The 22,614-nt window shown below is 70.7% G+C and carries 20 protein-coding genes; 11 read left to right on the top strand and 9 right to left on the bottom strand.

Annotated elements, in window-relative coordinates; all coding sequences use genetic code 11:
• Positions 1-37: 37 nt before the first annotated feature.
• Both ACTMS9_RS17430 and ACTMS9_RS17425 read left to right on the top strand, forming a co-directional pair.
• Complete coding sequence (locus ACTMS9_RS17430) at positions 38-652, top strand: RNA polymerase sigma factor (protein ID WP_441147683.1); 615 nt, start codon at positions 38-40, stop codon at positions 650-652.
• Positions 645-1,592: a CU044_5270 family protein gene (locus ACTMS9_RS17425; protein ID WP_441165464.1), complete on the top strand. Its 948-nt coding sequence runs from the start codon at positions 645-647 to the stop codon at positions 1,590-1,592. Before ACTMS9_RS17430 ends, ACTMS9_RS17425 begins: the two co-directional genes overlap by 8 nt.
• Before the next feature lie 67 nt (positions 1,593-1,659).
• Here ACTMS9_RS17425 and ACTMS9_RS17420 read toward each other — a convergent pair whose 3' ends face one another.
• Positions 1,660-2,865, bottom strand: a complete 1,206-nt coding sequence (locus ACTMS9_RS17420) for a D-alanyl-D-alanine carboxypeptidase family protein (RefSeq protein WP_441165463.1) — start codon at positions 2,863-2,865, stop codon at positions 1,660-1,662.
• Positions 2,866-3,192: 327 nt separating this feature from the next.
• Positions 3,193-3,903: a DNA alkylation repair protein gene (locus ACTMS9_RS17415; protein WP_441165462.1), complete on the bottom strand. Its 711-nt coding sequence runs from the start codon at positions 3,901-3,903 to the stop codon at positions 3,193-3,195.
• A gap of 185 nt (positions 3,904-4,088) precedes the next feature.
• Here ACTMS9_RS17415 and ACTMS9_RS17410 point away from each other — a divergent pair, with 185 nt between their 5' ends.
• The 6 genes from ACTMS9_RS17410 to ACTMS9_RS17385 all read left to right on the top strand — a co-directional run bounded on the left by ACTMS9_RS17410 (position 4,089) and on the right by ACTMS9_RS17385 (position 8,933).
• Positions 4,089-4,532 carry an OsmC family protein gene (locus ACTMS9_RS17410; protein WP_441147691.1) on the top strand — a complete coding sequence of 148 codons (444 nt, stop codon included), beginning with the start codon at positions 4,089-4,091 and terminating at the stop codon, positions 4,530-4,532.
• A 337-nt stretch (positions 4,533-4,869) separates the two neighbouring features.
• Positions 4,870-5,409, top strand: a complete 540-nt coding sequence (locus tag ACTMS9_RS17405) for a hypothetical protein (protein ID WP_441147693.1) — start codon at positions 4,870-4,872, stop codon at positions 5,407-5,409.
• Between the two features lie 38 nt (positions 5,410-5,447).
• The gene (locus tag ACTMS9_RS17400; protein WP_441147695.1) at positions 5,448-6,293 is read left to right on the top strand and encodes a DUF4097 family beta strand repeat-containing protein; all 846 of its coding nucleotides are present in this window, start codon (positions 5,448-5,450) and stop codon (positions 6,291-6,293) included.
• Between the two features lie 150 nt (positions 6,294-6,443).
• Positions 6,444-7,418: an ATP-binding cassette domain-containing protein gene (locus ACTMS9_RS17395; RefSeq protein ID WP_441165461.1), complete on the top strand. Its 975-nt coding sequence runs from the start codon at positions 6,444-6,446 to the stop codon at positions 7,416-7,418.
• The gene (locus tag ACTMS9_RS17390) at positions 7,418-8,212 is read left to right on the top strand and encodes an ABC transporter permease (RefSeq protein WP_441165460.1); all 795 of its coding nucleotides are present in this window, start codon (positions 7,418-7,420) and stop codon (positions 8,210-8,212) included. The genes ACTMS9_RS17395 and ACTMS9_RS17390 overlap by 1 nt, the downstream gene beginning before the upstream one ends.
• Before the next feature lie 271 nt (positions 8,213-8,483).
• Positions 8,484-8,933: an iron chaperone gene (locus ACTMS9_RS17385; RefSeq protein ID WP_441147701.1), complete on the top strand. Its 450-nt coding sequence runs from the start codon at positions 8,484-8,486 to the stop codon at positions 8,931-8,933.
• 17 nt (positions 8,934-8,950) lie between these two features.
• Here the strand turns inward: ACTMS9_RS17385 and ACTMS9_RS17380 are convergent, their stop codons facing one another.
• A complete protein-coding gene (locus tag ACTMS9_RS17380; RefSeq protein ID WP_441147703.1) occupies positions 8,951-9,613 on the bottom strand; it encodes a response regulator in 663 nt (220 codons plus the stop codon).
• Positions 9,610-10,737 (bottom strand): sensor histidine kinase, encoded by a 1,128-nt coding sequence (locus ACTMS9_RS17375; RefSeq protein ID WP_441165459.1) that lies wholly within the window; start codon positions 10,735-10,737, stop codon positions 9,610-9,612. The genes ACTMS9_RS17380 and ACTMS9_RS17375 overlap by 4 nt, the downstream gene beginning before the upstream one ends.
• A gap of 217 nt (positions 10,738-10,954) precedes the next feature.
• On the opposite strand from ACTMS9_RS17375, the gene ACTMS9_RS17370 reads away from it, so the two are divergent.
• Positions 10,955-11,377: a DUF6223 family protein gene (locus ACTMS9_RS17370; protein WP_441147707.1), complete on the top strand. Its 423-nt coding sequence runs from the start codon at positions 10,955-10,957 to the stop codon at positions 11,375-11,377.
• A gap of 140 nt (positions 11,378-11,517) precedes the next feature.
• Here the strand turns inward: ACTMS9_RS17370 and ACTMS9_RS17365 are convergent, their stop codons facing one another.
• The 5 genes from ACTMS9_RS17365 to ACTMS9_RS17345 form a co-directional block, all read right to left on the bottom strand.
• Entirely contained in the window at positions 11,518-11,922 is a 405-nt protein-coding gene (locus ACTMS9_RS17365; RefSeq protein WP_441147709.1) for a VOC family protein, read from the bottom strand.
• A 13-nt stretch (positions 11,923-11,935) separates the two neighbouring features.
• A complete protein-coding gene (locus ACTMS9_RS17360) occupies positions 11,936-12,706 on the bottom strand; it encodes an arsenate reductase/protein-tyrosine-phosphatase family protein (protein WP_441165458.1) in 771 nt (256 codons plus the stop codon).
• A 147-nt stretch (positions 12,707-12,853) separates the two neighbouring features.
• Entirely contained in the window at positions 12,854-13,333 is a 480-nt protein-coding gene (locus ACTMS9_RS17355; RefSeq protein WP_441147712.1) for a hypothetical protein, read from the bottom strand.
• Positions 13,334-13,705: 372 nt separating this feature from the next.
• Positions 13,706-16,846: a glycosyltransferase gene (locus ACTMS9_RS17350; protein ID WP_441165457.1), complete on the bottom strand. Its 3,141-nt coding sequence runs from the start codon at positions 16,844-16,846 to the stop codon at positions 13,706-13,708.
• A gap of 1,120 nt (positions 16,847-17,966) precedes the next feature.
• On the bottom strand, positions 17,967-19,592 hold the full coding sequence (locus ACTMS9_RS17345; RefSeq protein WP_441165456.1) for a glycoside hydrolase domain-containing protein: 1,626 nt from the start codon (positions 19,590-19,592) through the stop codon (positions 17,967-17,969).
• A gap of 302 nt (positions 19,593-19,894) precedes the next feature.
• Here ACTMS9_RS17345 and ACTMS9_RS17340 point away from each other — a divergent pair, with 302 nt between their 5' ends.
• Positions 19,895-21,817: a BTAD domain-containing putative transcriptional regulator gene (locus ACTMS9_RS17340; protein ID WP_441147716.1), complete on the top strand. Its 1,923-nt coding sequence runs from the start codon at positions 19,895-19,897 to the stop codon at positions 21,815-21,817.
• 302 nt (positions 21,818-22,119) lie between these two features.
• Entirely contained in the window at positions 22,120-22,599 is a 480-nt protein-coding gene (locus tag ACTMS9_RS17335; RefSeq protein WP_441147718.1) for a sigma-70 family RNA polymerase sigma factor, read from the top strand.
• Positions 22,600-22,614 lie beyond the last annotated feature (15 nt).

Below are 22,614 nucleotides of genomic sequence, written 5' to 3'. Positions count from 1 at the left end.
AACAGGTGATGCTTCCCGACTCCGCGAAGGGCCATACATGAAACACCTGCGACGAGTGAAGGATGTCGACGTCGGTGCGGTGACGGACGCAGCGATCATCGCGCGGTCCGTGCAGGAACCCGAAATCTTCTCCACGATCTTCGACCGGCACGCGCCGTACATCCATCGCTACCTGGCACGGCGCCTCGGTGTGCCGGCCGCGGACGACCTGGTCGCTGAGACCTTCCTCGCGGCGTTTCGTCGTCGGGATCGATTCGACATCACCTGTCCGAACGCCCGGCCCTGGCTGTACGGGATCGCCACCAACATCGCCGGCCAGCACCGGCGGACGGAGGAGCGCGAATACCGACTGCGGCAGGCGTACGTCCCCGCGACGAACGAGGCATCACATGCCGACCGGGTCGCCACCGTGGTGACGGCGCAATCGCTACGCCGACTTCTCCTCGACGCGTTGGCCACGCTCTCCGACGGAGATCGCGACGTGTTACTGCTGATCGCCTGGGAGGAACTGACGTACGAGGAGGTTGCCGCCGCACTGGGGATCCCGGTCGGCACCGTGCGATCACGACTCAATCGAGCCCGCAGGCTGCTCCGCGAGCAGTTGGGCGGCGAACCGGCCAGCACGATCGAGGAGGCACTGAGCAATGGATGAGATGCGACTGCTCCAGCAATTCGGAGACGAGACCGAGCTGCCGACTGCCGAGCGGTTGAGCCCGGCCCGCAGCCGGCTGACGACCGCGATGGCCGCGATGACGGCACAGTCGTCCGTACCCATGACGTCGACCGTGCCCTCGGCGCTTCGTCCCTCGAGGCGACCGACCTGGCGGCTCGTGCTCAGCGGGGTGGCATCGGCGGGCGTCGCGGCGTCGCTCGCCGCGGTACTGGTGCTTGCACCGGACCGGCTCGGTGGCAGCACGCCGCCCGCGCGGGCCGATGCCACCCAGGTTCTCCGGAACGCGGCAACCGCCGCGCTGCGAGTGCCCGACGTCAAGCCCCGGCCCGACCAGTTCGTCTACTCCCGCAGCCGGGAGGGTCGGGGGATGCGGGAGAGCTGGATGTCGGTGGACGGAACCCGAGACGGACTGGTCATCGAGACCTCTGCCACCGGTCGCACGGAAAGCATCGTCCCCGGCTGCCGGAACGGACGGGCGGCGGTGCTCAAGGGCGGCGAGGTAGTTCCGGGCGTGACCGAGCGGTGCACCCCAGCACCGGCCTACCGTGCCGACCTGCCCACCGATGCCGCCGCCATGCGGACCTTTCTGATCGAGCATCGCAGCGGTGAACCAGGCGACGCCAATGCCGCCGGCAAGGACGTGCTCTACTACCTCACCGGCAGCTATCTACGCCCGCGCACCCTTGCTGCGCTCTACGAGGCCGCGGCGACGACGCCGGACCTGCAAGCCGTTGAGCATGTCAAGGACGGCGCGGGCCGATCGGGCATCGGGATCACCTGGCCATCGACGCCCGGTTCAGGCGAAATTGTGCTCGTCTTCCACCCCGAGACCTACACCTTTCTCGGGGTGGGCGGATCGGCGGGATCGTCGGCCGTGCTTGGCCTGGCCATCGTCGACCGAGTTGGTCAGACGACCTGAATTCCGTCTCACCGGGCGGGCCGCCTCGGCGCGCCCGCCCGGTCCCCGGATCTGAACCGTCGGCTTCCTACGGGTTGGCCGCCCGGCGCGTGGCCCTTTGTCGCCAGGAAGCCGCCAGGAGGAGGACGGCCAGTACGACGGCGGCGGCGAGGCCGAGGATGGCCGCCAACGAGAACGATGATCCTGCCCCAGCATGACCGTCAAGGCCGCCTCTGACCTCGGCAATGGGACGGTCCTGCTTCTTTTCATCGGGGGTGACCAGGCGGCCGACCGACGCGTCGGGCGGGAGAGCGAAGCCCCAGTCCAGCAGGGCCGCCGCCTCGCCCAGGCTCCCCAGTGGCGCGGTCTCCGCGCCGAGCAGGGTCACGGCGAGCCGCCGGCCGTTACGTTCGGCCACCCCCACGTATGTCTGTCGCGCCAGGTCGGTGAAGCCCGTCTTGCCGCCGAGCGTCCCCGGGTAGTGGTCCAGCAGGGTGTTGTCGTGTTTGATGGAGAAGCCTGGCGTTCCCGGCATTGCCGGTATCTCCGCCACCCGGGTGGCGATGTATCGCCGGAAGTCTGCGCGGGCGTAGGTGGCGCGCGCGATCAGCGCCAGGTCGTACGCGCTGGTGTACTGACCGGGACCGTCCAGGCCGGACGGTGTCGCCGCGTGGGTCTGGTTCGCGCCCAGCCGGTGTGCCTCGTTGTTCATCGCCTGCACGCCGCCCTGCCGCCCGGCGGTGCCGCCGCCGGCGCGGGCCAGCACGTTCGCCGCGTCGTTTCCCGATTTGAGGAGAAGCCCCAGCCACAGGCTCTCGACCGAGTAACGGCCGCCCTCGACCACCCCCATCAGTGAGCTGGCCGGATCGAGATCCTGCAGATCCGCCCGGGTCACCTGGACCACCTGCGCGGGGTCGAGGTGCGGCATCAGGGCCGCGGCCAGCAGCATCTTCTGCACGCTGGCGGGCGTGCGGTGTTCGTGCGGGCCGCATCCACCCAGCACCGCGCCACTGTCGAGGTCGGCCACGACCCACGAGGTGGCGGTCACCGACGGCGCCATCGACGCGCCCGCGGGAATGGCCAGCCCCGCCGTCGCCAGCGTCTCGCCGCCGACGGCCAGGTCGGCGGGACCGACCGGTGGCGGCGACGGTGCGGCGGGCGGGGGCACTGGCGGCTTCACGGCCGGGCAGGGCACGTACGGCGCGGGCGCCGCCAACGTCGAGGACCCGACTGCCACGGCGGGCGTGGTCAGTACGGCGCTGAGCACCACGGCAGCAATACGAACGACCGTCATGTTAAAGCACCGTAACTGCTGACAAGGCAGGCACAGCCCGGTTGTAGAAAGACGGCGAGAATTCCGTTCTTTGAGTGCGCTGCGCTCTTTCGATCACCTTGTGCCGTTTACCAGGGCCCTCTGTGAATATTGGGACGTACGCGATCGCTGTGTCCGAAGACGAACAGCACAGCGTGGCCTGACCGGACCGAAAGCGGAAAGGCCGGGCGTAGCCGGTCAGCACGGGACGGGCGGCCAGTGCCTTGCACTTTCGGCCGGAACAGTCGCGAACAGAGACACCCGGGACGCCTTCGCACGGCGGTGCCCGCGCCCGGCGGGCATCAATATCTAGACCACGCCGGACAGGTACTCCCGACGTCGCTGCGGTTCAAACTTTTCGATCGCGTACCGCAGCATGACCCGCGGCATGACCCGGTAACGTCGGGCCAGAAACTCCTCCTCCGCCGCTCTGTCACGGTTGCCCACCTCGCGCAGCATCCAGCCCACCGCCTTCCGGACGAGGTCGTGCGGGTCGTGCAGGAGCCGTTCACTGAGGCGGAAGGTCCAATGGAAGTCACCGGCTTTGATGAAGGCGAAAGTTGCCATGATGGCGATGCGCCGGTCCCACACCAGGCTTGACTCGGCCAACCGATCCAGAACGCGCCGATCCTTGTCGATCAGCCAGGGGCCGACGATGTACGGCGCGGATGAGTCCACCAGGTCCCAGTTGTTGATGCGGTCGGTGTTGGCGAGGATGATGCTGAAGATCTGGCCCCGCTCCTCCTCGTCTCCCTTGGTGAACTTTCGCACCAGGATGAACAGCGCCGTCAGCCTCTCCTCGTGCACGCTGCTGGTCAGCAGCTTCGCCGTTTCGGCCAGGGAGAGGTCGCGCCAGTACCGGGCGGCCACCCTGCGCTGCTCCGGCACGGAGACACCAATGGCCGTGTCGCCCTCGCCATACCCGCCCGGAGTCATCTGCAGAAACCGGCTCGATGCCTCCGCCCGCCGCGGGTCGGCGAGGCTGGCGAGCTCGTGACGGACGTCGGCAGTCGTGGCCATGACTGTGCAACCTACCGCGACCGCCGTTGCCTACGGTGCTGCGTCTATTGACGGGATCCGCTCTCGCCGACGCGGCACTTCTGGTCGACGCTGTCCTGATCTGCGGGCCCGGCGGTTGAGGATGGGCCGATCGGCCGGCCAGGCCCGATGGCTCGGGACCAGAAGGCCTCGGTAGTTTCCCTGTCATGAGTGAGGACACCTTCCGCTCGGTGGAGATCGAGCGCACCAGCGTGGGGAAGTACGTCGCGCGGAATGTCCGCGGCGGATCGCTGTCGATGGGCACGGGCGAGGACGCCAGCTTTACGCCGGTGGAACTGCTTCTGGCTGCCATCGCCGGCTGCACCGCGATAGACGTGGACCACATCACCAGCCGTCGCGCCGAGCCGACCCAGTTCTCCGTCGAAGTCACTGGCGACAAGATCCGGGACGAGGCCGGAGGAAACCGGATGCAGAACCTCAGGGTCGAGTTCACCGTGACGTTCCCGGTGGGCGCGGACGGCGACAGGGCGCGCGAGGCGCTGCCCCGGTCGCTGCAACAGTCGCACGAACGACTGTGCACCGTCTCCCGTACCGTCGAACTTGGCACTCCCGTCTCCATCGTCGAGGCTGCCGGTTCCACCGGAGACTGACGTCTCCGGGCGTCACTTCCCCGACACTTCCGTCTACCCGCCGTCGGATCGCTCGCTTCGCGCCGTAGGGCGGACGGCCCCGAGGATGCCGCGCTCCGGGCCGCGTGGCCCAGCGCAGGCCGAATCTCGCCGCAGACCAGTCGCGCCTGACTGACCGGGCGTGCTTGCGACCGCCGTAAGGCCGTGGGGCAGAGCCCCTCGCTCGGCGCCACAGGCGCGGATGCTGGGCTGCCGGCTACCCGTCCGCGACCCACACTCGGCCCGGTTCGAACGGAAACTGCGCACGATGGCATCACTCTGCTTGCGCATGGCATCAAGATGATGCCATGCTGGCGTCATGGAACTCCGCGCTTACGTCGACGCGATCCGGCATCAGCTCGCGGTAGCCGCCGCCGCAGGCGGTGACGATGCCCGGGAACTGGCCGAGCGGCTCACCGCACCGCTGGAGTCCGCGATCCGGCTCGCCCTGCTGGACGCGCTTTCCGAAGCGGCCACCGAGATCACCCGCGATCTCGCGCCCGGTTCGGTTGACCTGCGCCTGCGTGACCGGGAGCCCAGCTTCGTCGTGACGCCACCGCCCGCCGAGCAGTGGGCCGACGATCCAGAGGCGGCAGCGCCGGCCCCGCCGAATCCGGTGCCGCAGCCGCCCGCGGACGGCGAGGACGAGGCGACCGTGCGGATCAGCCTGCGCCTGCCGGAGCACCTCAAGGCGCGCGTCGAGCACGCGGCCGGCCGCGCCGGCGTCTCGATCAATACCTGGCTGATCCGGGCTGCAGCCGCTGCCGTCGACACCGACAACCAGCAGCACCGGGCCGACGCCCCCCGGCGATCCGGCGTCGCCACCGGCGGTCAGCGCTTCACCGGCTGGGTGCGCTAGCAGCGCCGGCCCCATCGACTACCCGAGAGGGGAGCACCATGCCATCCTTCGACACCCCCGGACCGATTTCGGCATCGGTCGAACTCGTCGCCGGCGAGGTGCGGATCACCGCCGGTTCGCGAACCGACACCGTCGTGCAGGTGCGGCCGGCCGACGAGACCGACGACCGCGATGTGCGCGCAGCGGCGCAAACCCGGGTGGAGTACGCCTCCGGCCGCCTCGTGGTCCGCGGCCCCAGGCAACCCGGCTTCGGCATCTTCGGCAGGACCGGCTCGGTCGAGGTGACCATCGACCTACCGGCTGGTTCCGGCGTGGACGGGAAGCTGGGCGTCGGTGCGATCAGCTGCTCCGGCTCGCTGGCCGACTGCCGTCTCAAGACCGGCGCCGGCGACCTGCAGGTCGAGGACACCGGCACACTCAGCCTCCACACCGGCTTCGGCGCGGCAATCGCCGAGAACGTGGCAGGCGACGCCGAGGTCACCACCGGCTCCGGCAAGCTCAGCGTCCGCGCCGTCGGCGGTCGCGCCGTACTGAAGAACGGCAACGGCGACACGTGGATCGGCGAGGCGGGTGGCGAGCTGCGGGTCAATGCCGCGAACGGCCACGTCGCCGCCGAGTACGCCGCCGCCTCGGTCACGGCGAACACCGCCAACGGTGACATCCGCATCGGTGAAGTGGTCCGCGGATCGGCCACGATGCGCACCGCGGCCGGGCGCATCCAGGTCGGGATCCGGCGTGGTACCGCAGCCCGGCTCGACCTGCACACCCAGTTCGGCAAGGTTCGCAACGACCTGGACGCCGCCGCCGGTCCCGCCGACAGCGACGAGAAGGCCGAGGTGCGGGCTCGCACCGCCTTCGGCGACATCGCGATCCACCGCGCCTGAAGCATCCCACCAACTGTTTGACCGGTCGCGGGCGTCCCGCCCGGACCGGGGATGATGCGCACCTTCGTATCCCGGTCCGCCCGTGCGGCCTGACCGACGATGACGCGCGCCTCCGTATTCGTGCACAGCCCTCGATCAGTGGAGGAAGCAATGGCGGTAACGACCGCGACGCGGCCGGCCATCTCGGTGTCCGGCCTGCGCAAGACGTTCGGGGACAAGGTCGTCCTGGACGGCATCGATCTCATGGTCACCGAGGGAACGGTCTTCTCGCTGCTCGGACCCAACGGCGCGGGCAAGACCACCGTGGTGCGGATCCTGTCCACCCTGGTGCCCGCCGACGCCGGTTCGATCCGCGTCGCCGGCCACGACCTCACCAAGCAGCCCGACGGAGTACGGGCGGCGATCGGTGTGACCGGCCAGTTCTCCGCCGTCGACAACCTCCTCACCGGCGAGGAGAACCTCAAACTGATGGCCGACCTGCACCACCTCGGGCGTACCGAGGGCAGACGCCGCATCGCCCGGCTGATAGACCGTTTCGACCTCGGTGAGATGGCCAGCAAGCCCGCCTCCGTCTACTCCGGCGGCATGCGGCGCCGTCTCGACCTGGCGATGACCCTGGTCGGCGACCCGCGGCTGATCTTCCTCGACGAACCCACCACCGGCCTCGACCCTCGCAGCCGGCACGCGATGTGGCAGATCATCCGCGGACTCGTCGCCGAGGGCGTCACCGTGTTCCTGACCACCCAGTATCTCGACGAAGCCGACCAGCTCGCCGACCGCATCGCCCTACTCGACCACGGCCGCATCGTCATCGAGGGCACCCCCGACGAACTCAAGCGCCGTATCCCCGGCGGACACATCCTGCTCCGCTTCGCCGACCCCACCGCGCTGCACACCGCCGCCCACACACTCACCTTCGCCCAGCGCGACGACGTCGCCCTCACCCTGCAGATCCCCAGCGACGGCGGGGTCCGCTCACTGCGGGCCGTGCTCGACCGGCTCGACGACGCACACGTCGAGGTCGACCAACTCTCGATCCACACCCCCGACCTGGACGACGTCTTCTTCGCCTTCACCGGCACGCCCACGCCCGCTGCAGGACGCGACCTCACCGAGGGACACTGATGACCAGCCTCGCCTACACCCTGACCGACTCGGCGACCATGCTCCGCCGACAGATCCGCCACATCCAGCGCTACCCCTCGTTGACCGGGATGCTGATCGGTCTCCCCGTTGTCATGCTGTTGCTGTTCGTCTACGTGTTCGGCGGGACCCTCGGCGCCGGACTTCCAGGCGGCGGGAGCGGCGACCGCGGCGCCTACATCAACTACCTGGTTCCCGGCATGCTGCTGTTCGCCGTGTCGGGGGCCGCCCAGAAAACCGCCATCTCGATCGCGATGGACATGACCGAAGGCATCGTCGACCGCTTCCGCACCATGGCCATCTCCCGGGCATCCGTCCTGACCGGACACGTCCTCGGCAGCTTGATACAGACCATGCTCTGCATCGCCGTCCTGCTCGGCGTCGCACTGGCCATCGGCTTCCGTCCCACCGCCGCCCCGGTCGAGTGGCTCGCCGCCGCCGGCATGCTCGCCGCGATCGCGTTCGCGCTGATCTGGCTGTCGGTCGCGCTCGGCCTCGTCAGCGACAGCGTCGAGACCGCCAGCAACCTACCGATGTTCCTGATTCTCCTACCGTTCCTGGGCAGCGGTTTCGTGCCCACCGACACCATGCCCGCCGGGCTGCGGTGGTTCGCCGACCATCAACCGTTCACGCCGGTGACCGAGACGCTGCGCGGACTGCTGCTCGGCTCGGGAATCGGGAACAGCGCGGCGATCGCGCTGGGCTGGTGCGCGGTGATCTCGCTGCTGTCCTACCTGTGGGCCAAGCACTCGTTCCACAAGCGGGCGGCCCGCTAGGAGGTGTCCTGGAGGTGCCCGTTCCCGAGGGCTGGCGCCGGGTGAATGACCCCTCCTGACCATGCTTCGGCCCGTCCGCGGGTGCCTCGTCGCCGGGCGCGCTGGCCGGCAGATCTGGACGTTCCCTCAGTGAAGAGTGCGTGACTCGAACGCCTCGTCTGGGCCTGCCATCTGATCAGGAATCGAGAAGCGCCAGGGTGTCGTCGGGCCCTAGCCTTTTCCCAGGTAGCCGGCATCACGCCGAACCTTTACGACAAAGGGGAGCCCTAGAGTGTCCGCGAAGAATTCCACCACCGTGTCCGACGGCTTCAGCGCTGAGGAGCGTGCCGCGATGAAGGAGCGCGCCGCCGAGCTGCGCGCCGAGGGCAAGAAGGGGACCAAGAAGGCCGAGGGGCTGCAAGCGCTCCTCGACAGGATCGCGCAGATGGCGCCGGAAGATCGTGCGCTCGCCGAGCGTGTGCATGTGACGGTGACCGCTGCCGCCCCGGAGCTGTCGCCAAAGACCTGGTACGGGATGCCTGCCTACGTGAACGCGGACGGCAAGGTTGTCATCTTCTTCCAGGACTCGGGCAAGTTCAACTACCGGTACTCGACCCTGGGCTTCCAGGACACGGCCAACCTCGACGACGGAGACCTGTGGCCGGTGGCGTACGCGCTGCAGAAGTGGAGCCCCGCGGTGGAGAAGAAGGTCGTCGAGCTGGTGAAGGCCGCGGTCTCCTGACCGCTGCGGACGCGATGTCAGGAGTTGCGCGGGGTTGCCAGGCCGGATTCATAGGCGAGGACCACGAGTTGGGCGCGGTCGCGGGCGTGCAGCTTGGTCATGGCTCGGTTGATGTGGGTTTTCGCGGTCAGCGGGCTGATCACCATGCGTCCGGCGATCTGGTCGTTGGACAGGCCCTGGGCGACCAGGGCGACGGCCTCGCGTTCGCGGCTGGTCAGCTCGTCCAGCCCGGTGTCGGCGGCGGTGTGGAGCGGCTGGTTGACGTACCGGTTGATCAGCCGGCGGGTGATCGACGGTGCGAGCAGGGCGTCGCCGCGCGCGGCGACGCGTACGGAATGGAGGAAGTCTTCCGGTTGGATGTCCTTGACGAGGAATCCGGCCGCGCCGGCGCGCAGCGCGTTGAAGACGTATTCGTCCAAGCCGTAGTTGGTCAGGATGACGACGTGTACCCCGGCCAGCGTCGGGTCCGCGGCGATGCGCCGGGTCGCCTCGATGCCGTCGACGACCGGCATCTGAATGTCGATGAGCGCGATGTCGGGCAGGTGTTCCCTGGCCAGCGCCAGGCACTCGCTCCCGTCGCCGGCCTCGGCCACCACCTCGATGTCGTCCTCGACGTCGAGGAGCGCGCGGAACCCGCTGCGAATGAGCGGCTGGTCGTCGACCAGCAGGACCCGGATCACGACGTCTGGTCCACGGGGAGTTCGGCCCGGACGCTGAAGCCGCCCTCACTGCGCGGTTCCGCGCGCAGACGGCCGCCGAGGGCGGTGACTCGTTCGCGCATCCCGAGCAGCCCGACGCCGGGCATCGGCGCGGTGTCCGGCGTGGCCCTGCCGTCGTCATCGACCTGTATGGCGAGGACGTCGGCACGGCAGTCGATCCGGACCGACGCGGTAGCCGCGGCGGCGTGCCGGGCGATGTTGGTCAGCGACTCCTGAACGATCCGGTAGGCGGTCCGGCTCACCGCGGCCGGCACGTCGTGCCGCTGTCCCTCAATCGTCAGCGTCGCCGCCAGGCCGGTCCTGCCAGCCCGCTCCACCAGCTCCGGGATGTGGTCGAGCCCGTGCGGCGGGGTGGTGTCGTCGTCGCGCAGCGCCTCCAGAGTCGCTCGCAGCTCCCGGGCCGCCTCACGACCGGCCTCCCGGATCGCCAGCAGGGCCTCCGGCACCGGCTCACCCCGCTTGTGGGCCAGGTGGACGGCGACTTCGGCCTGCACCTTGATGACCGAGATCTGGTGGGTGAGCGAATCGTGCAGCTCCCGCGCGATGTGCAGCCGCTCCTCATCGGCGCGGCGCCGTGCGGTCTCCTCCCGGGTGCGCTCGGCTTCGTCCGCCCGCCGCTCGGCCTGCCGCAGCGCCTCCCCGGCGGCGCCGGCAGCGATCAGCCAGGCGATTTCGAGGGCGCCTCGGGCCTGCGCGAACGCCTCGCCCGTGTCGTGCAGGCCCGAAGCCAGGGCCGCCAGGGGGAGAGCGGCCAGCAGGGTCACGCTCGCCGCCACCGTGATGATGCGGTGTCCCGCCCGCACCGCCGCGTACACCGCGAACAGATACGCGACCGCAGGCACGTCGAAACCGGCCGCCTGGTAACCCACCGCGCACAACCCGGTCACGGCCAGCACGGGAACCGGAGCCCGGCGACGCGCGGCCAGCGCCAGACCACCCGCCGCCAACAGCGCGTAGCCGAGCAGGTCGACGTTCGTGTCTGACTGCTGTCCGGACAGCCCGGCGGCCAGCAGCGCCGCCGCCACGCCGACGGCGATCGCCCAGTCTCGGACCCCGGCCGGGACACCGAACCGTCCTCTGTCCATGCGCGCACCCTAGCCGGACGCCGCTGCGAGCGAATCCCGCTCCCGGACGACTGCTGTATACCGCGCCCGCAGTACCTTCGCGGCGCCTGCGGCATCCGCGGCAGCCGGCTACGGCATCGGCGGCAGCGCGAATTGCCTGCGTCCGCAGGACGACCGGCGGTGGGTCCAGCGGACAGGATCAGGCGACGTCCAGTCGTCAGAGGAGAAGGAGCACCTCATGTCCGTCCGTCACCTGCTTGCCGCCGCCGAGTTTGCCATGCTCGGAGATTTCGGGCCTGCCACACCGTCGGCCGCGCACGTCGTGGCCCAGTCAGCCGCCGCCAGTTCCTACACCTTGACCGCCGGGCGTTTCTGGTCCCTGGTGGCCGCGCTGCTGGGGCTGGTCGGCGTGGTCATCGGTGGGCTGGCTCTGGCCCGCTCGGCCGGTCGTATCGGCACCGGCACCGGGAAGGGAGGGGCCATCGTGGCCCTGGCGGCGGGGCTGGCCGCCGCGGTCATCGGCGGGCTGGTTGTGGCCGGCGCCGATGGTGGTCCCGGTACCGGCGGCGGAATAGTCGGCGGCTTCGTGGCCCTGGTGGTGGGGCTGATCGCCATGGTCCTCGGCGGGCTGGGTCTGGCCCGCTCCCACCGCACCGGCTGACCGGCTGGTCGCAGCGAATACGAGGGCGCGCTCAGGTCTGCCGGAAGACCGCCCCACCAGGCTCCAGCGCGCCGTACGCGCCCGTCGGGCCTCCGCACCACCGGCACGAACGCCGACGGATCTTTTCCCGCGGGCTGCGGTCAGGTGGTCGGCGTGGCGGGGGACTGGTGAGCGGGTTGGAACAGCTCGATCAGGTTGCCGGCGGGGTCGGCGAGCAGGATCTGCCGCCCACCGGGCCCGGAGATCGGCTCGCTGCGGAACGACAGCCCCGCGCCACGGAGCCGGTCGACCTCCGTGTCCAGGTCGTCAACGATGAGGTGGATGCGGTTGCGGCCCGGGCTGGTGGCGTCGTTGGGGGTGGCGCGGGCGCCGGAACTGGCTGGCCCGGACAGCAGCAGCCGCAGCGGGCCGCGCAGCACGTCAGCGAACGCGGGCGCGGCGCTGGTGTTCAGGGTGAAGCCGAGATGGGTGGTGTAGAAGTCGACGGCCGCCTGGACGTCATCAACGAGGTAACGGACGTTGGCGTACTGGTCGGATGCTGTCACGACGGAATCTCCTTCAGGACCGGGTGGCGGTGAGCACGGGCAGCAGGTGCCTGACGCGGGTGTCGATGTCTGTCGCGGTGTGCTGGAAGGCGGGGTAGCTGGTCTGGTCGGTGTTGCCGGCCGTGGCGGGGTCGGGGATGCTCCAGTGCACCCGCCGGGGATGGTCCGGGAAGTCGGGGCAGGCCTCGCGGGCCTTGTCGCACAGGCTGATCACGTAGTCGAACCGGCAGCCGGTCAGGGTGTCCAGGTGCCGGGGGCGCCGGCCGGTGATGTCGATGGCGAACTCGTCATGTAGCACCCGGATGGCGTTGGGATGATGGCGGGGCTTTGGTCGGCTGCCGGCGCTGGCCACCTCGACCTGGCCGCCGGTGCGGTGGCGTAGCAGGGCCTCGGCGATCGGTGAGCGGGCGCTGTTGCCTGTGCAGACGAACAGCACGCTGACGCGAGGCGAGCGCCGCAGGTCCACCGGTGTGTGCGGGGCGGGCTCCCGGCGCAGCGCCGGGTGCAGCGCGGCGCCGGTGTCGGCCAGCGCATCCGTACAGCGATCCAGATCCAGGTGGTAGTAGCTGTCGCGGCCGTCGAAGCTGCTGCGCGTGGCCGTGACCAGCCCGCCGTCACGCAGCAGGCGGAGATGGTAGGAGACCAGGTTCTGCGGCTCACCCACCAGCGTCACGAGTTCCCGGACCCGGTAGTCGCTGTCGGCGAGTGCGATCAGCAGCCGCCACCGCAGCGGGTGGGCGGCCAAGCGCACGAACGCCGGGGGAGCCTGACTCGACAACGCCACGATCAACAGAATACATCAAATCAGTTTGATGAAATAGCGGGCCGACGCTGGAGCCCGCAACCGGGTCGAGATCGCCGCGTGGGCGTGGGAGAACCGCATCCTGGAAAGACACGAGGGACAGGACCGGAGGCGGGACCGGGTCTTCGGTCAGCGTCCGAGCCGGCAGTGCGGGACCAGTCCGGACGGCGGCCGGGAGGACCGGCCGGCACCGACCAGGGCCACATCGAGAAAGGCACCGACCCCGACCTGCGCCACGAGGGCCAGGTGGGTGATCAACAGCAGCCGCCGCGTCGTCTCCTCCGGATCACTGGGCGTCGCCGCTGGTCGTCGATGGTCACGCCGGGAGAGGAGGGCGAGCAGACGCGGGTCCGCCCGCGCCCACGGCGCGAGCCCGGCACCGGGCGGCACCGGGAGTGGCCAGTGGACAGACCCGGGCGGGCCGATTTCCTCGGCCAGTAGTTCGGCGGTGTGGTCGAGGACCTGGTCCGCCCACGGTTGGGGCAGGCGTCGCAGGCGGCTGACCGCCGCCTCGAAACCCGCCCGATCCGATGCGCCGGCCGCGCGGACGCCGTCCACCACGGCGCTCCACAGTGCCCGCTCGGTCGGCGTGTTCGGTGGATACGACATGCTGTCTCCCTTCGGCCCTCGCCACGGGGTGAGTCGATGCGGGTCCTTCGCCGACGCCCCGGTGTCGGGACCGCCCGCCCTGGAGGTGGCCGGCACGGGCCCCGTAGGAGGGCGAAGGCCCGTGCCGGCCGTGGTGACCACCCAAGTCACCGTCTTCCCGCTCGCGGGCGTCCGGATGGATCGTGTCCGTGTCCGGTCGGCCCGCAGCGGCGTCTCACCCGCCGGGGAACCGTCCGCCGTCGTCCTTTCGGACGCGGCGGCCTCCGGTGTCGCCCCGGACCTGTGGCGGGGGAGGCGCCAAGATGAGTCAATAATACGACAAAATTAAATGAATGTTACATTTCGCCTGCATGGGACGTACGTGTCGCCTGGTCATCGCATGGCGGCCGCCTCCTGCCGCCGAACGTCCGCCGCGGTGACGCCGCCCGGTTTCTCTCCGACCGACGGAGCGGGTCCGGACGCCCTCGTGGGACGTGTCCAGGGCAGCAGCCGGGGCCGACGCCGGGCGCTGACGTCCTCGATCCAGCCCAGGGCCAGCACCACACCGGCGAGGATCACCAGGGCCACGGCCAGGTAGCCCACCTGGCCCACCCGCCAGAGGCCCATGCCGTCGCCGACGGCGAAGCAGACCGCGATGGCGGCGTTGTGCCAGAGGTAGATGGTCAGGGCCCGGCTGTTCAACGCCGTGACCAACCGGTCGAGCGGCCGGATCCGGGTCAGCCAGCCCATCGGGGGCGTGACCCGGAGCAGGACCAGCACGAAGGCCAACGACCAGAACGCCTGGGCGACGGGGATGTCATTGAGGTCCAGGCCCCCGGCGGGGTGGGTGGCGAGCCAGCCGAGCGCGAACCCCAGGCACCCGGCTGCGGCGGCCAGCAGCGCCGACAACGGAAGCCGCCGCAGCCGGCCGTCGCGGTGCGCGAAACCCACCAACCAGCAGGCGCCGAACGTGGCCAGGTCGGTCAGCGCCGACCCCACCGGCCCGCCGGGTGACGGGTCAGCCGTCTGCAGCACCACCACGGCGGCCAGCGGGACGAGTACGGACCCGACCGGCCACCGCCGGTACACCGCGAGCAGCCCGGGGGAGAGCAGGACCAGCCACAGGTACGCCACGAGATACCACAGCACCCCTGTCACGTCCGCCGCCCACTCGTTGCCCGGCGGCTGCACCAGCGGAACCAGCCAGCTCAACAGCGCCGGCCAGGCCGGCCGGTCGGACCAGCCGTGCCAGACCATCACGGGCACCAGCACGAGCCCCATCGCGCACAGGGCCGGCAGCAGGCGGCGCAGGCGGCTGATGACCGCCCGGTCCGGCGCCCGGTCCAGCGAGGCGGCCATCAGCGAACCGCCCAGCGCGAACATCACCCCCATGGCGGGGAAGACGAAGCTCAGCCAGGCGGCGCCGAACATGTGGTACACGACGACGCGGCCCAGCGCCACGGCCCGTAGCGTGTCGAACCAGCGGTCCCGGACCGGGTGTCCTCCCGCGCCACCGTCCGTCGACGCGGGTGGCGCGGCCTGGTGCCGCACGACGTCGCCAGCGCGCTTGACCTTGCGCCAACCCAGGCGGGAGCCGGTCACCGCCGTCACCACGGACCGGGCCAGTACCAGGTACATCAGTTGGCGGTAGGCGAACTGCTGAATCGGCAGGGTGAGCAGCGGGCGCAGCGGTTCCCCGTCGAGCCGGAAGGCCACCGCCGCGGTCAGGGCCTGCACGACCAGCATCGCGACCCACGCCACGGCCGTCGTCTTCGTGTCCATGAAGAAGAGCCCGTACAGGGCGAGCAGGTCGAGCACCGGACCGAGCAGGGGCAGTACCACGCCGAAGAGGGCGAGCATGGGCAGGCCGAAGCGGCCGAAGCGGCCCGAGGCGCCGCGGTCGAACACCGCGCTCCGGTGCTTCCACATCGCCTGCAGGGTGCCGTAGCTCCACCGGCAGCGCTGTCGCCACAGGTCGCCCAGCGACGCGGGCGCCTCCGTCCAGGCGCGGGCACGGTCCTGGTAAACCACCCGCCAGCCGGCACGGAGGATCGCCATGGTGACGTCGGTGTCCTCGGCCAGGGTGTCGCCGCTCATCCCACCGACATCCGTCATGGCGCGCCGGCGGAAGGCGGCGATCGCCCCGGGCACCGTCGGTATGCAGCCGAGCGTCTCGTAGAACCGGCGGTCCAGGCTGAAGCCGATGACGTACTCGATGTGCTGCCACTGGCCGAGCATCCCGTGCCGATTGGTGACCTTCACGTTGCCGGCCACCGCGCCCATCCGCGGATCGGTGAACGGTTCGACGAGCCTGCGGATCGCGTCCGGCTCGAAGACGGTGTCCGCGTCGACGGTCACGATGATGTCGTGCGAGGCGTACAGGAGCCCGGTGTTGAGGGCGCTCGCCTTGCCTCCGTTGGGCTTGCGGATGACCCGCACGGTGTCGAGGCCGAGCGCGTCGACGAGGTCGGCCGTGCCGTCGGTCGAACCGTCGTCGACCACGATCACCTCGATGCCCGGGTGGTCGTTGGCGGCCAGTGAACGAACCGTGGCAACGATGCCGGCCCGTTCGTTGTAGGCGGGCACGATCACCGACACCGGTGCGGTGGTGACCCCCCAGGGCCAGCGGTGCGCCCGCCGTCGCCGCGCGAGTTTGCGGGCGAGCAGGACCAGCAGCAGCGTCCGGCCCAGCATGAGCGCCCCGACCACCACGAAGAGGACGGCCAGACCTCGCAGGATCGAATCGGCCAGCACGATCGCCCAGCGGATCGGGGCCGCCCGCCAGCGGTCTGCGGTCGACGCCCGGACGTTGCCGACGAAGGCTTCCGCGCCCGGCCGCGCCCGGTTCATCCCGTCGCTCACCGTGGTGAAGGTGTAGCCCCGTGCCTGCATCAGGGGAATGAACCTGTCCAGTGCGGCGATGGTCTGCGACCGGTCGCCGCCGGCGTCGTGCAGCAGCACCACGGCACCCGCACCCTCCGCCGGCGTCATGTTCCGCACGATCGCGTCCACGCCGGGGCGGGCCCAGTCCCGGCCGTCGATGTCGTTCACCACGGTCAGGTAGCCGAGTCGGGCGGCCGCCCGGATGACCGGCCAGTTCGAGTCGTCGACGGCGCTGGGCACCGACGAGTAGGGAAACCGCAGGAGGCTGGTCCGTACGCCGGCTGCGTCCACGATCGCCATCTGGGTCTGTGCGTACTCCATCCGCTGCCGCCAGCTCGGCAGCACGCTCACGTCCGGGTGGGTGAACGTGTGCACGCCGAGCTCGTGCCCCTCCGCGACCGTCCGCCGGGCCAGGTCGCGGTGCCTGGCCGACTGCGAACCGATCACGAAGAACGTGGCCCTGGCCCGGTGCCGCCGCAGGACGTCGAGCACCTTGGGGGTCCAGGTGGGATCGGGCCCGTCGTCGAAGGTGAGAGCGATGGTCTTCGCGGGCATCCGGTAGGACCGGGGTTGCTCGCCCCGCGCGTCGAGGACCGGGCCGCCGCGCAGGATGTCGGTCGGAACGGTGAGCTGGTCCTCGGACTCGCTCACGTGGTCGGGTCTGAATCCCGCATTCGCGTACGCCTCGACCAGGAGCACACACACGACCACCGTCAACAGGGACGCGCAGACGAACCGGCCGGTCCACAGACCGGGGCGGCCGGACCTGCGCCGCCCGGGTGGGCCACTGGCGCGAGGGCGACTCCGAACGGTCATCTGACCGGCACCGGGCCGGGAGCGGGCAGGGCCGGCGAGGCCGTGACCGGTGCCGGTTCGCTGCTTTCGGGGGTCGACGGCGTTGCCTCCCGGCCGGGAACGGGCCGGGCCGGCGAGGTCCTGACCGGTGCCGGGTCGATGCTCTGGGCGGTCCGGGGCGCATCGAACTCGGGCCGGTCGGGTGCGGGATCGAGCGGCTGGGCTGGCAGGTCCGGCTCGTTGGGCTCCCGTTCCTGACGGGCTGGACGCGGTGCCCGGGCCACCGTGTCCGAAGGCCTCTCGGTCGTCTGTGGGTACGCGGCGTCGAGTGGCGATGGTGTGCTGGCCGGCGGGCGTCCGCTGCGATCGAGTAGAACGCCGCCGACGGTGAGCGGCCCGGGTTGCGCCGGCGCCGGCGGACCGGGCAGCAGGCCGCTCCCGGCCATCGGCAGGTACGTCAGCGACGCGAGGGCGACCATCACTCCCGCCCGTCCGATCCGTCTGCGGCGGGTCCCGGTGACATCGACGAACACCGGTCTAACGGGTCCGGACGGGAGGATTGGCGGAGCGAACTGCGGGCGACGGGGGAGTCCATCGAAGGAGACGCGAAAGGGCACCGGTCGAGGCTACGAGTCCGCTGACAGGGGATATGTCCTGATTGACCAATCAAGCGGTCCGTGGATGTACCACTATCTGCGCATTCGAATTTCGGGTCATAGACATACCAAACAGAACATCCAAACCTTGAGCGACTGAACAGGATGTAAAGGTTGAAAACACTGGAACTCTGAGCGACCGAACAGGACACAGAGGCAGAAAACGCTGGGGCGCGCCGCGAGTGAGGCAGCCTCATACCCGGCGAGCCGGGGCGGTCCGGTGGGCCGGTAGGGCCAGCCGGTCCTCGCGCCCTGCCTGCCGGCGGGCTCGCGGGGTCCGACGTCGACGCTCGATGCCGCCGCTCGCGGACGGCCGAACTTCACAGCAGGGGTTGCATCCCGCCCCAGCTCACACCGAGCCGGATTCTGGCGGCGAAGCTCGTGCCCTGACCGCGGTAGAAGTACAGGTAGCTCGTGGACTTCTCGATGGCGAGCAGATCCGGGTAGCCGTCGCGGTTGAAGTCACCGACGCCGACGAGGTCACGCATGCTGTTCCACGCGGTGCCGACCTGCAGCCTCGTACCGAGCCCGCCTGCCCGTCCCGGGTAGAGGAAGAGGTTGCCGGTGGACTTCTGCCGGGCGAGCAGGTCTTGGTAGCCGTCGCGGTTGAAGTCGCCGACTCCGGTGAGTTCGTCCATGGTGTTCCAGCCGGTTCCGAGACTCGTTCGTGGACCGAACGACGTGCCGCGGCCCGGGTACAGGTACAGGTATCCGGTGGAGGTCTGCACGGCGAGCACGTCCCGGTAGCCGTCTCGGTTGAAGTCGTTGGCCGGGGTGATCTCGCGCATGGAGTTCCAGCCGGTACCGAGGCGGATCCGACTGCCCCACCCCGACGGCGTGCGCGGATACAGCCACAGATGGCCGGTCGCCTTGTCGCGGGCGACGAGGTCTCCGTGACCGTCCCCGGTGAAGTCCGTCCGGACGATGACGTCCATGCCGTTCCATCCCGTGCCGATGGTCGTGCGGATGCCGAGGGACGTCCCGTTGCCGGGGTAGAGATAGAGGTTGCCCGTGGAGGGCTGGCGGCTCAGCAGGTCGGACCAGCCGTTGCCGTTGAAGTCCCCGAAGGGAGTCGCCGGAATGGGAGCGACGTCAAGGTAATCGTTGTCGATGTTGATCGTCACCCCGCCCCACGTCTCGTTGTGGTCGCCTCGGTACTGCTTCATCCGTCGCTGGGGAGACCAGTACGAGTTGGGGATCGCCGGGTCGGACACGGTGGCGACTCCGTCCCAGCGGGCGAAGTCCAGGTAGTCGGGGCGGACGTAGCCGGGGGTGTTGTAGGCCGCGACCTGGTCGGCGACGCCCGAGGCCATGCTGCTGTAGAAGCCGGAGAGGTAGCCGAGGTCGTGCAGCCGCGCCGTCCAGGCGCTCATGAACGCGAGCACCGCGGAGCGGCAGGCCGAGTCGTCGGTCCGGTACGCCTCCATGTCGAAGATGAGTACGCTCTCCGGCGCCAGGCCCAGCGCCTTCGCCTGTGCGACCGCGTCGTCCGCCTGGGTGCGTCCCTGCGCCGCCGCGTCCGCTGCGTCGATGAGATAGCGCTTGGTGGACGTCGTGCACGGTGCCTGCAACCCGAGATAGACCGGCACCAGATGCCAGCCCGCCGCCTGCTGCGCGGCGACCCACGAGGGGGTCAGGTTGGGCTGTGCGCACGCGCGGTTGACACCGCCGAAGTAGATGACGATCGCCCGGTAGGGCGAGGCCGCCAGCCACGCCTGCATGGTCGCCGACGATGGGGCGGTGCAGGCGTCGAAGCCCAGTCCGGTGAACGTGCCGGGCGACGGGCCCGTCACCGCGGCCGCCGTCGTGCGGCCGGCGGTGGCCGGGGCAGCGGTGGTGCGGCCGGAGGCCGGCGCTGCTCCGCCGAACGCCAGCAGGGTGACGACGCCGACCAGGAGGGCGCAGCTCAGGCGGCGCGCGCTTCGAGGGAGATACATGTTGTCCATGCCGGTCTCGATTCCGGTCCAGATGACCAACCGAGTGGTCCTATCCCTCAGCGGACCAGGTCAGACATGGTTTCACCAGAGCCGAACGGGCTGGTTTCGGCTGCTGCTCGGAGGCGTTCCGAGCGACCGCGGCGTGGCGTACCGGCATGACCGGCGACGGCAAGGTGGACCTCGTGCAGCGGTGTGGGGGAACGGTTGCGGCGGGTCGACGAGGAGTTGCCGGCCCCGCCGTTTTCGTCGCCGTCCCGGAGACCCGGTGGTCGAAAGGTCCGGTTGGCGGGTCGCCGGTTACCGTTGCCGGTGTGCGGGCGGAGGCGGGGGAGACGATCGGCTTCTCGGTGCTCGGCTCGATCAGGGTCGTCCGCGCCGGCGCCGAGCTGCATCTGGGGGCCCGCCAGCAGCGTCTGGTGCTCGCGTTGCTGCTGGCCCGGGCCGGTTCACCGGTCTCCCTGGCCGAGCTGGTCGACCTGCTCTGGGACGAGGAGGCCCCGGCCAGCGCCGCGAACGTCGTGCACCGGCACGTCGGGGTGCTCCGGCGGCTGTTCGAGCCCGGCCTGCCTACCCGGTCGGCGGGCCGGCACATCCTCCGGGAGCTCTCGGGCTATCGGTTGCGCGCCGACGAGGAGTCCCTCGACCTGCTGAAGTTCCGGTCGCTGAGCCGGCTGGCGGGCCGGAGCCTGCAGGACGGCGACCCCGAGTCGGCGCTGCGGCATTCCCTCGACGGGCTGCGGCTGTGGCGCGGCCGGTGCGCCGCGGGCCTGGAACCGGCCTCCCGCCTGCATCCCGCGTTCCTCGCCGTGGAGGCCGAACGCGCCGAGGCCGTGCGCGAGGCCGCCGACGCCGCCGAGCGCTGCGGCCGGATGAGCGCGGTGCTGGCGCCGTTGCGGCAGGCCGCCGAGCAGCACCCGCTCGACGAGTCGCTGCAGAGCCGGTTGCTGCTGGCGCTCGCCGCCGACGGCCGCCAGGCGGAAGCCGTCGAGATGTACCGGATGGTGCGCCGCCGACTCGCCGACGACCTGGGCGTCGATCCGGGCGACGAGCTGCGGGAGGCGTACGACCGGCTGCTGCACCAGCGCACCCAGCCGGCGCGTACCGAATCGCCGTCGCCGTTTCCCCGGCCCGCGCAGCTGCCGCCGGACCTGCCCTTCTTCAACGGCCGGGACGACCTCGTCGCCGAGGCCCGCGCGGCGGTCGCGCGCCCGGGCGGGCCGGCGGTGCTCGCGATCGACGGCATGCCCGGGATCGGCAAGACCGCCCTCGCCGTCCACCTCGCCCACGAGTTCGCCGCCGGTTACCCGGACGGGCAGCTCTACGTCGACCTGCGCGGATACGACGGCCGGGAGGCCGCGATGAGCCCGACCGAGGCGCTGCGCGGCTTCCTCGGCTCGCTCGGGGTGCCCCAGGAGGGCATTCCCGCCGAGCTGCACGCCCAGGCGGGGATGTACCGCAGCAGACTTGCCGGCCGGCGCGTGCTGATCCTGCTCGACAACTGCCGGGATGCCGAGCAGATCCGGCACCTGCTGCCGGGCAGCCCCGGTTGTCTGGTGATCGTCACCAGCCGCAGCCGGCTCAGCACCCTGCTGACCACGGCCGGCGCCCACCCGTTGCCGGTCGGCCTGCCGAGCGTCGACGAGGCCCGCGCGCTGCTCCTGCCAGCGCTCGGCGCCGGCGGCGGCGCGGCGGACCCGGTCGCGATCGACGCCATCATCGCCAGCTGCGGGCGGCTGCCGCTCGCGCTGGCCGTGGTGGCCGCCCGCATGGCGAGCCTGCCACCGACGCCACCGGCACAGATCGCCGCCGAGCTGGCCCAGGCGCCCGGGAGCCTGGACGGCTTCGACGGCGACGACCCGCAGACCGGCCTGCGTGCCGCCTTCTCCTGGTCCTACCAGGCACTCTCCGCCCCGGCCGCCCGGCTCTTCCGGCTGCTGCCGATCCAGCCCGGCCCCGACATCTCGATCGCCGGGGCAGCGGCCCTGGCCGGCGTCCCGCTGCGGACCGGGCGGGCGCTGATCGGCGAGCTGAGCCGCGCGCACCTGATCAGCGAGGACCTGCCGGGCCGTTACCGCGCCCATGCCCTGCTGCTGGCCTATGCCACCGAGCTCGGTGAGGAGCACGACAGCCCGGCCGAGCGTGTCGCCGCGGAGCTGCGCTGCCGGCAGTTCCAGCCGGCACCGGCTGACCGGCGCACCGGGGGCTGCTGGCCTACGCCGACCACCACCCGATGATCGAGCCGGCGCCGGGCGAGGCTCCGCTGCGCTTCGCCGGCCACGGCGACGCTCTGAGCTGCTGGCCCTGATCCCCTACGCGCAGGCCGGGACCGGTCGGCGGCTGGCTGGCCTGCTCGTGGCGGTCACGTCGCGTCCGTGACCGGTTGCGATCGGCGACGGCACTCGATCCGCACTTACGCGTCATTTTATTCGCATCGATCGTCCCTAGGCTCGTGCCTCATTCACCGTTGCTCCTGCCTGTGGGGGGAAACATGGTGCTCCGGGCACTCGATGACTCGCCGGTCGGCCGGGCTGAGCGCATGACCGCGCTGCATGCGGAGCACGCCCGTGCCGTGCTGCGTCTCCTGCTGGTGTTGACCCACGGTCAGCGGCAGACCGCCGAGGATCTGCTCCAGGAGACGATGCTGCGGACCTGGCGGCACCTCGACTCGGTGCCGGCCGAGCCCGATGCCGCCCGCCGGTGGCTCTGCACCGTCGCCCGGCGGCTCGTCATCGACGGGGTCCGGCTGCGGCGGGGCCGCCCGGCCGAGGTCCATCTCGTCGACATGACCTGGATTCCCGCTGGTGACGACACCACCGGCAGCGCGCTGGCGTCGCACGCCATCCGGCACGCGCTCAGCCGGCTCAGCCCGGCGCAGCGCAGTCTGCTCTCCGAGGTCTACCTGGTCGGGCGGTCACCGGAAGAGGTCGCGGGCCGGCTGGGGGTGCCGATCGGCACGGTGAAGTCCCGGACCCACTATGCGCTGCGCGCCCTGCGCACCGGTCTCAAGGCAGCCTGAGCAGGGACGACTCCG

It is taken from the genome of Micromonospora sp. L31 (assembly GCF_052068075.1).
Taxonomy (GTDB): domain Bacteria; phylum Actinomycetota; class Actinomycetes; order Mycobacteriales; family Micromonosporaceae; genus Micromonospora; species Micromonospora purpureochromogenes.
Note: the sequence above shows the minus strand (reverse complement) of the source record. Positions and strands in the feature narration are given on the sequence as shown.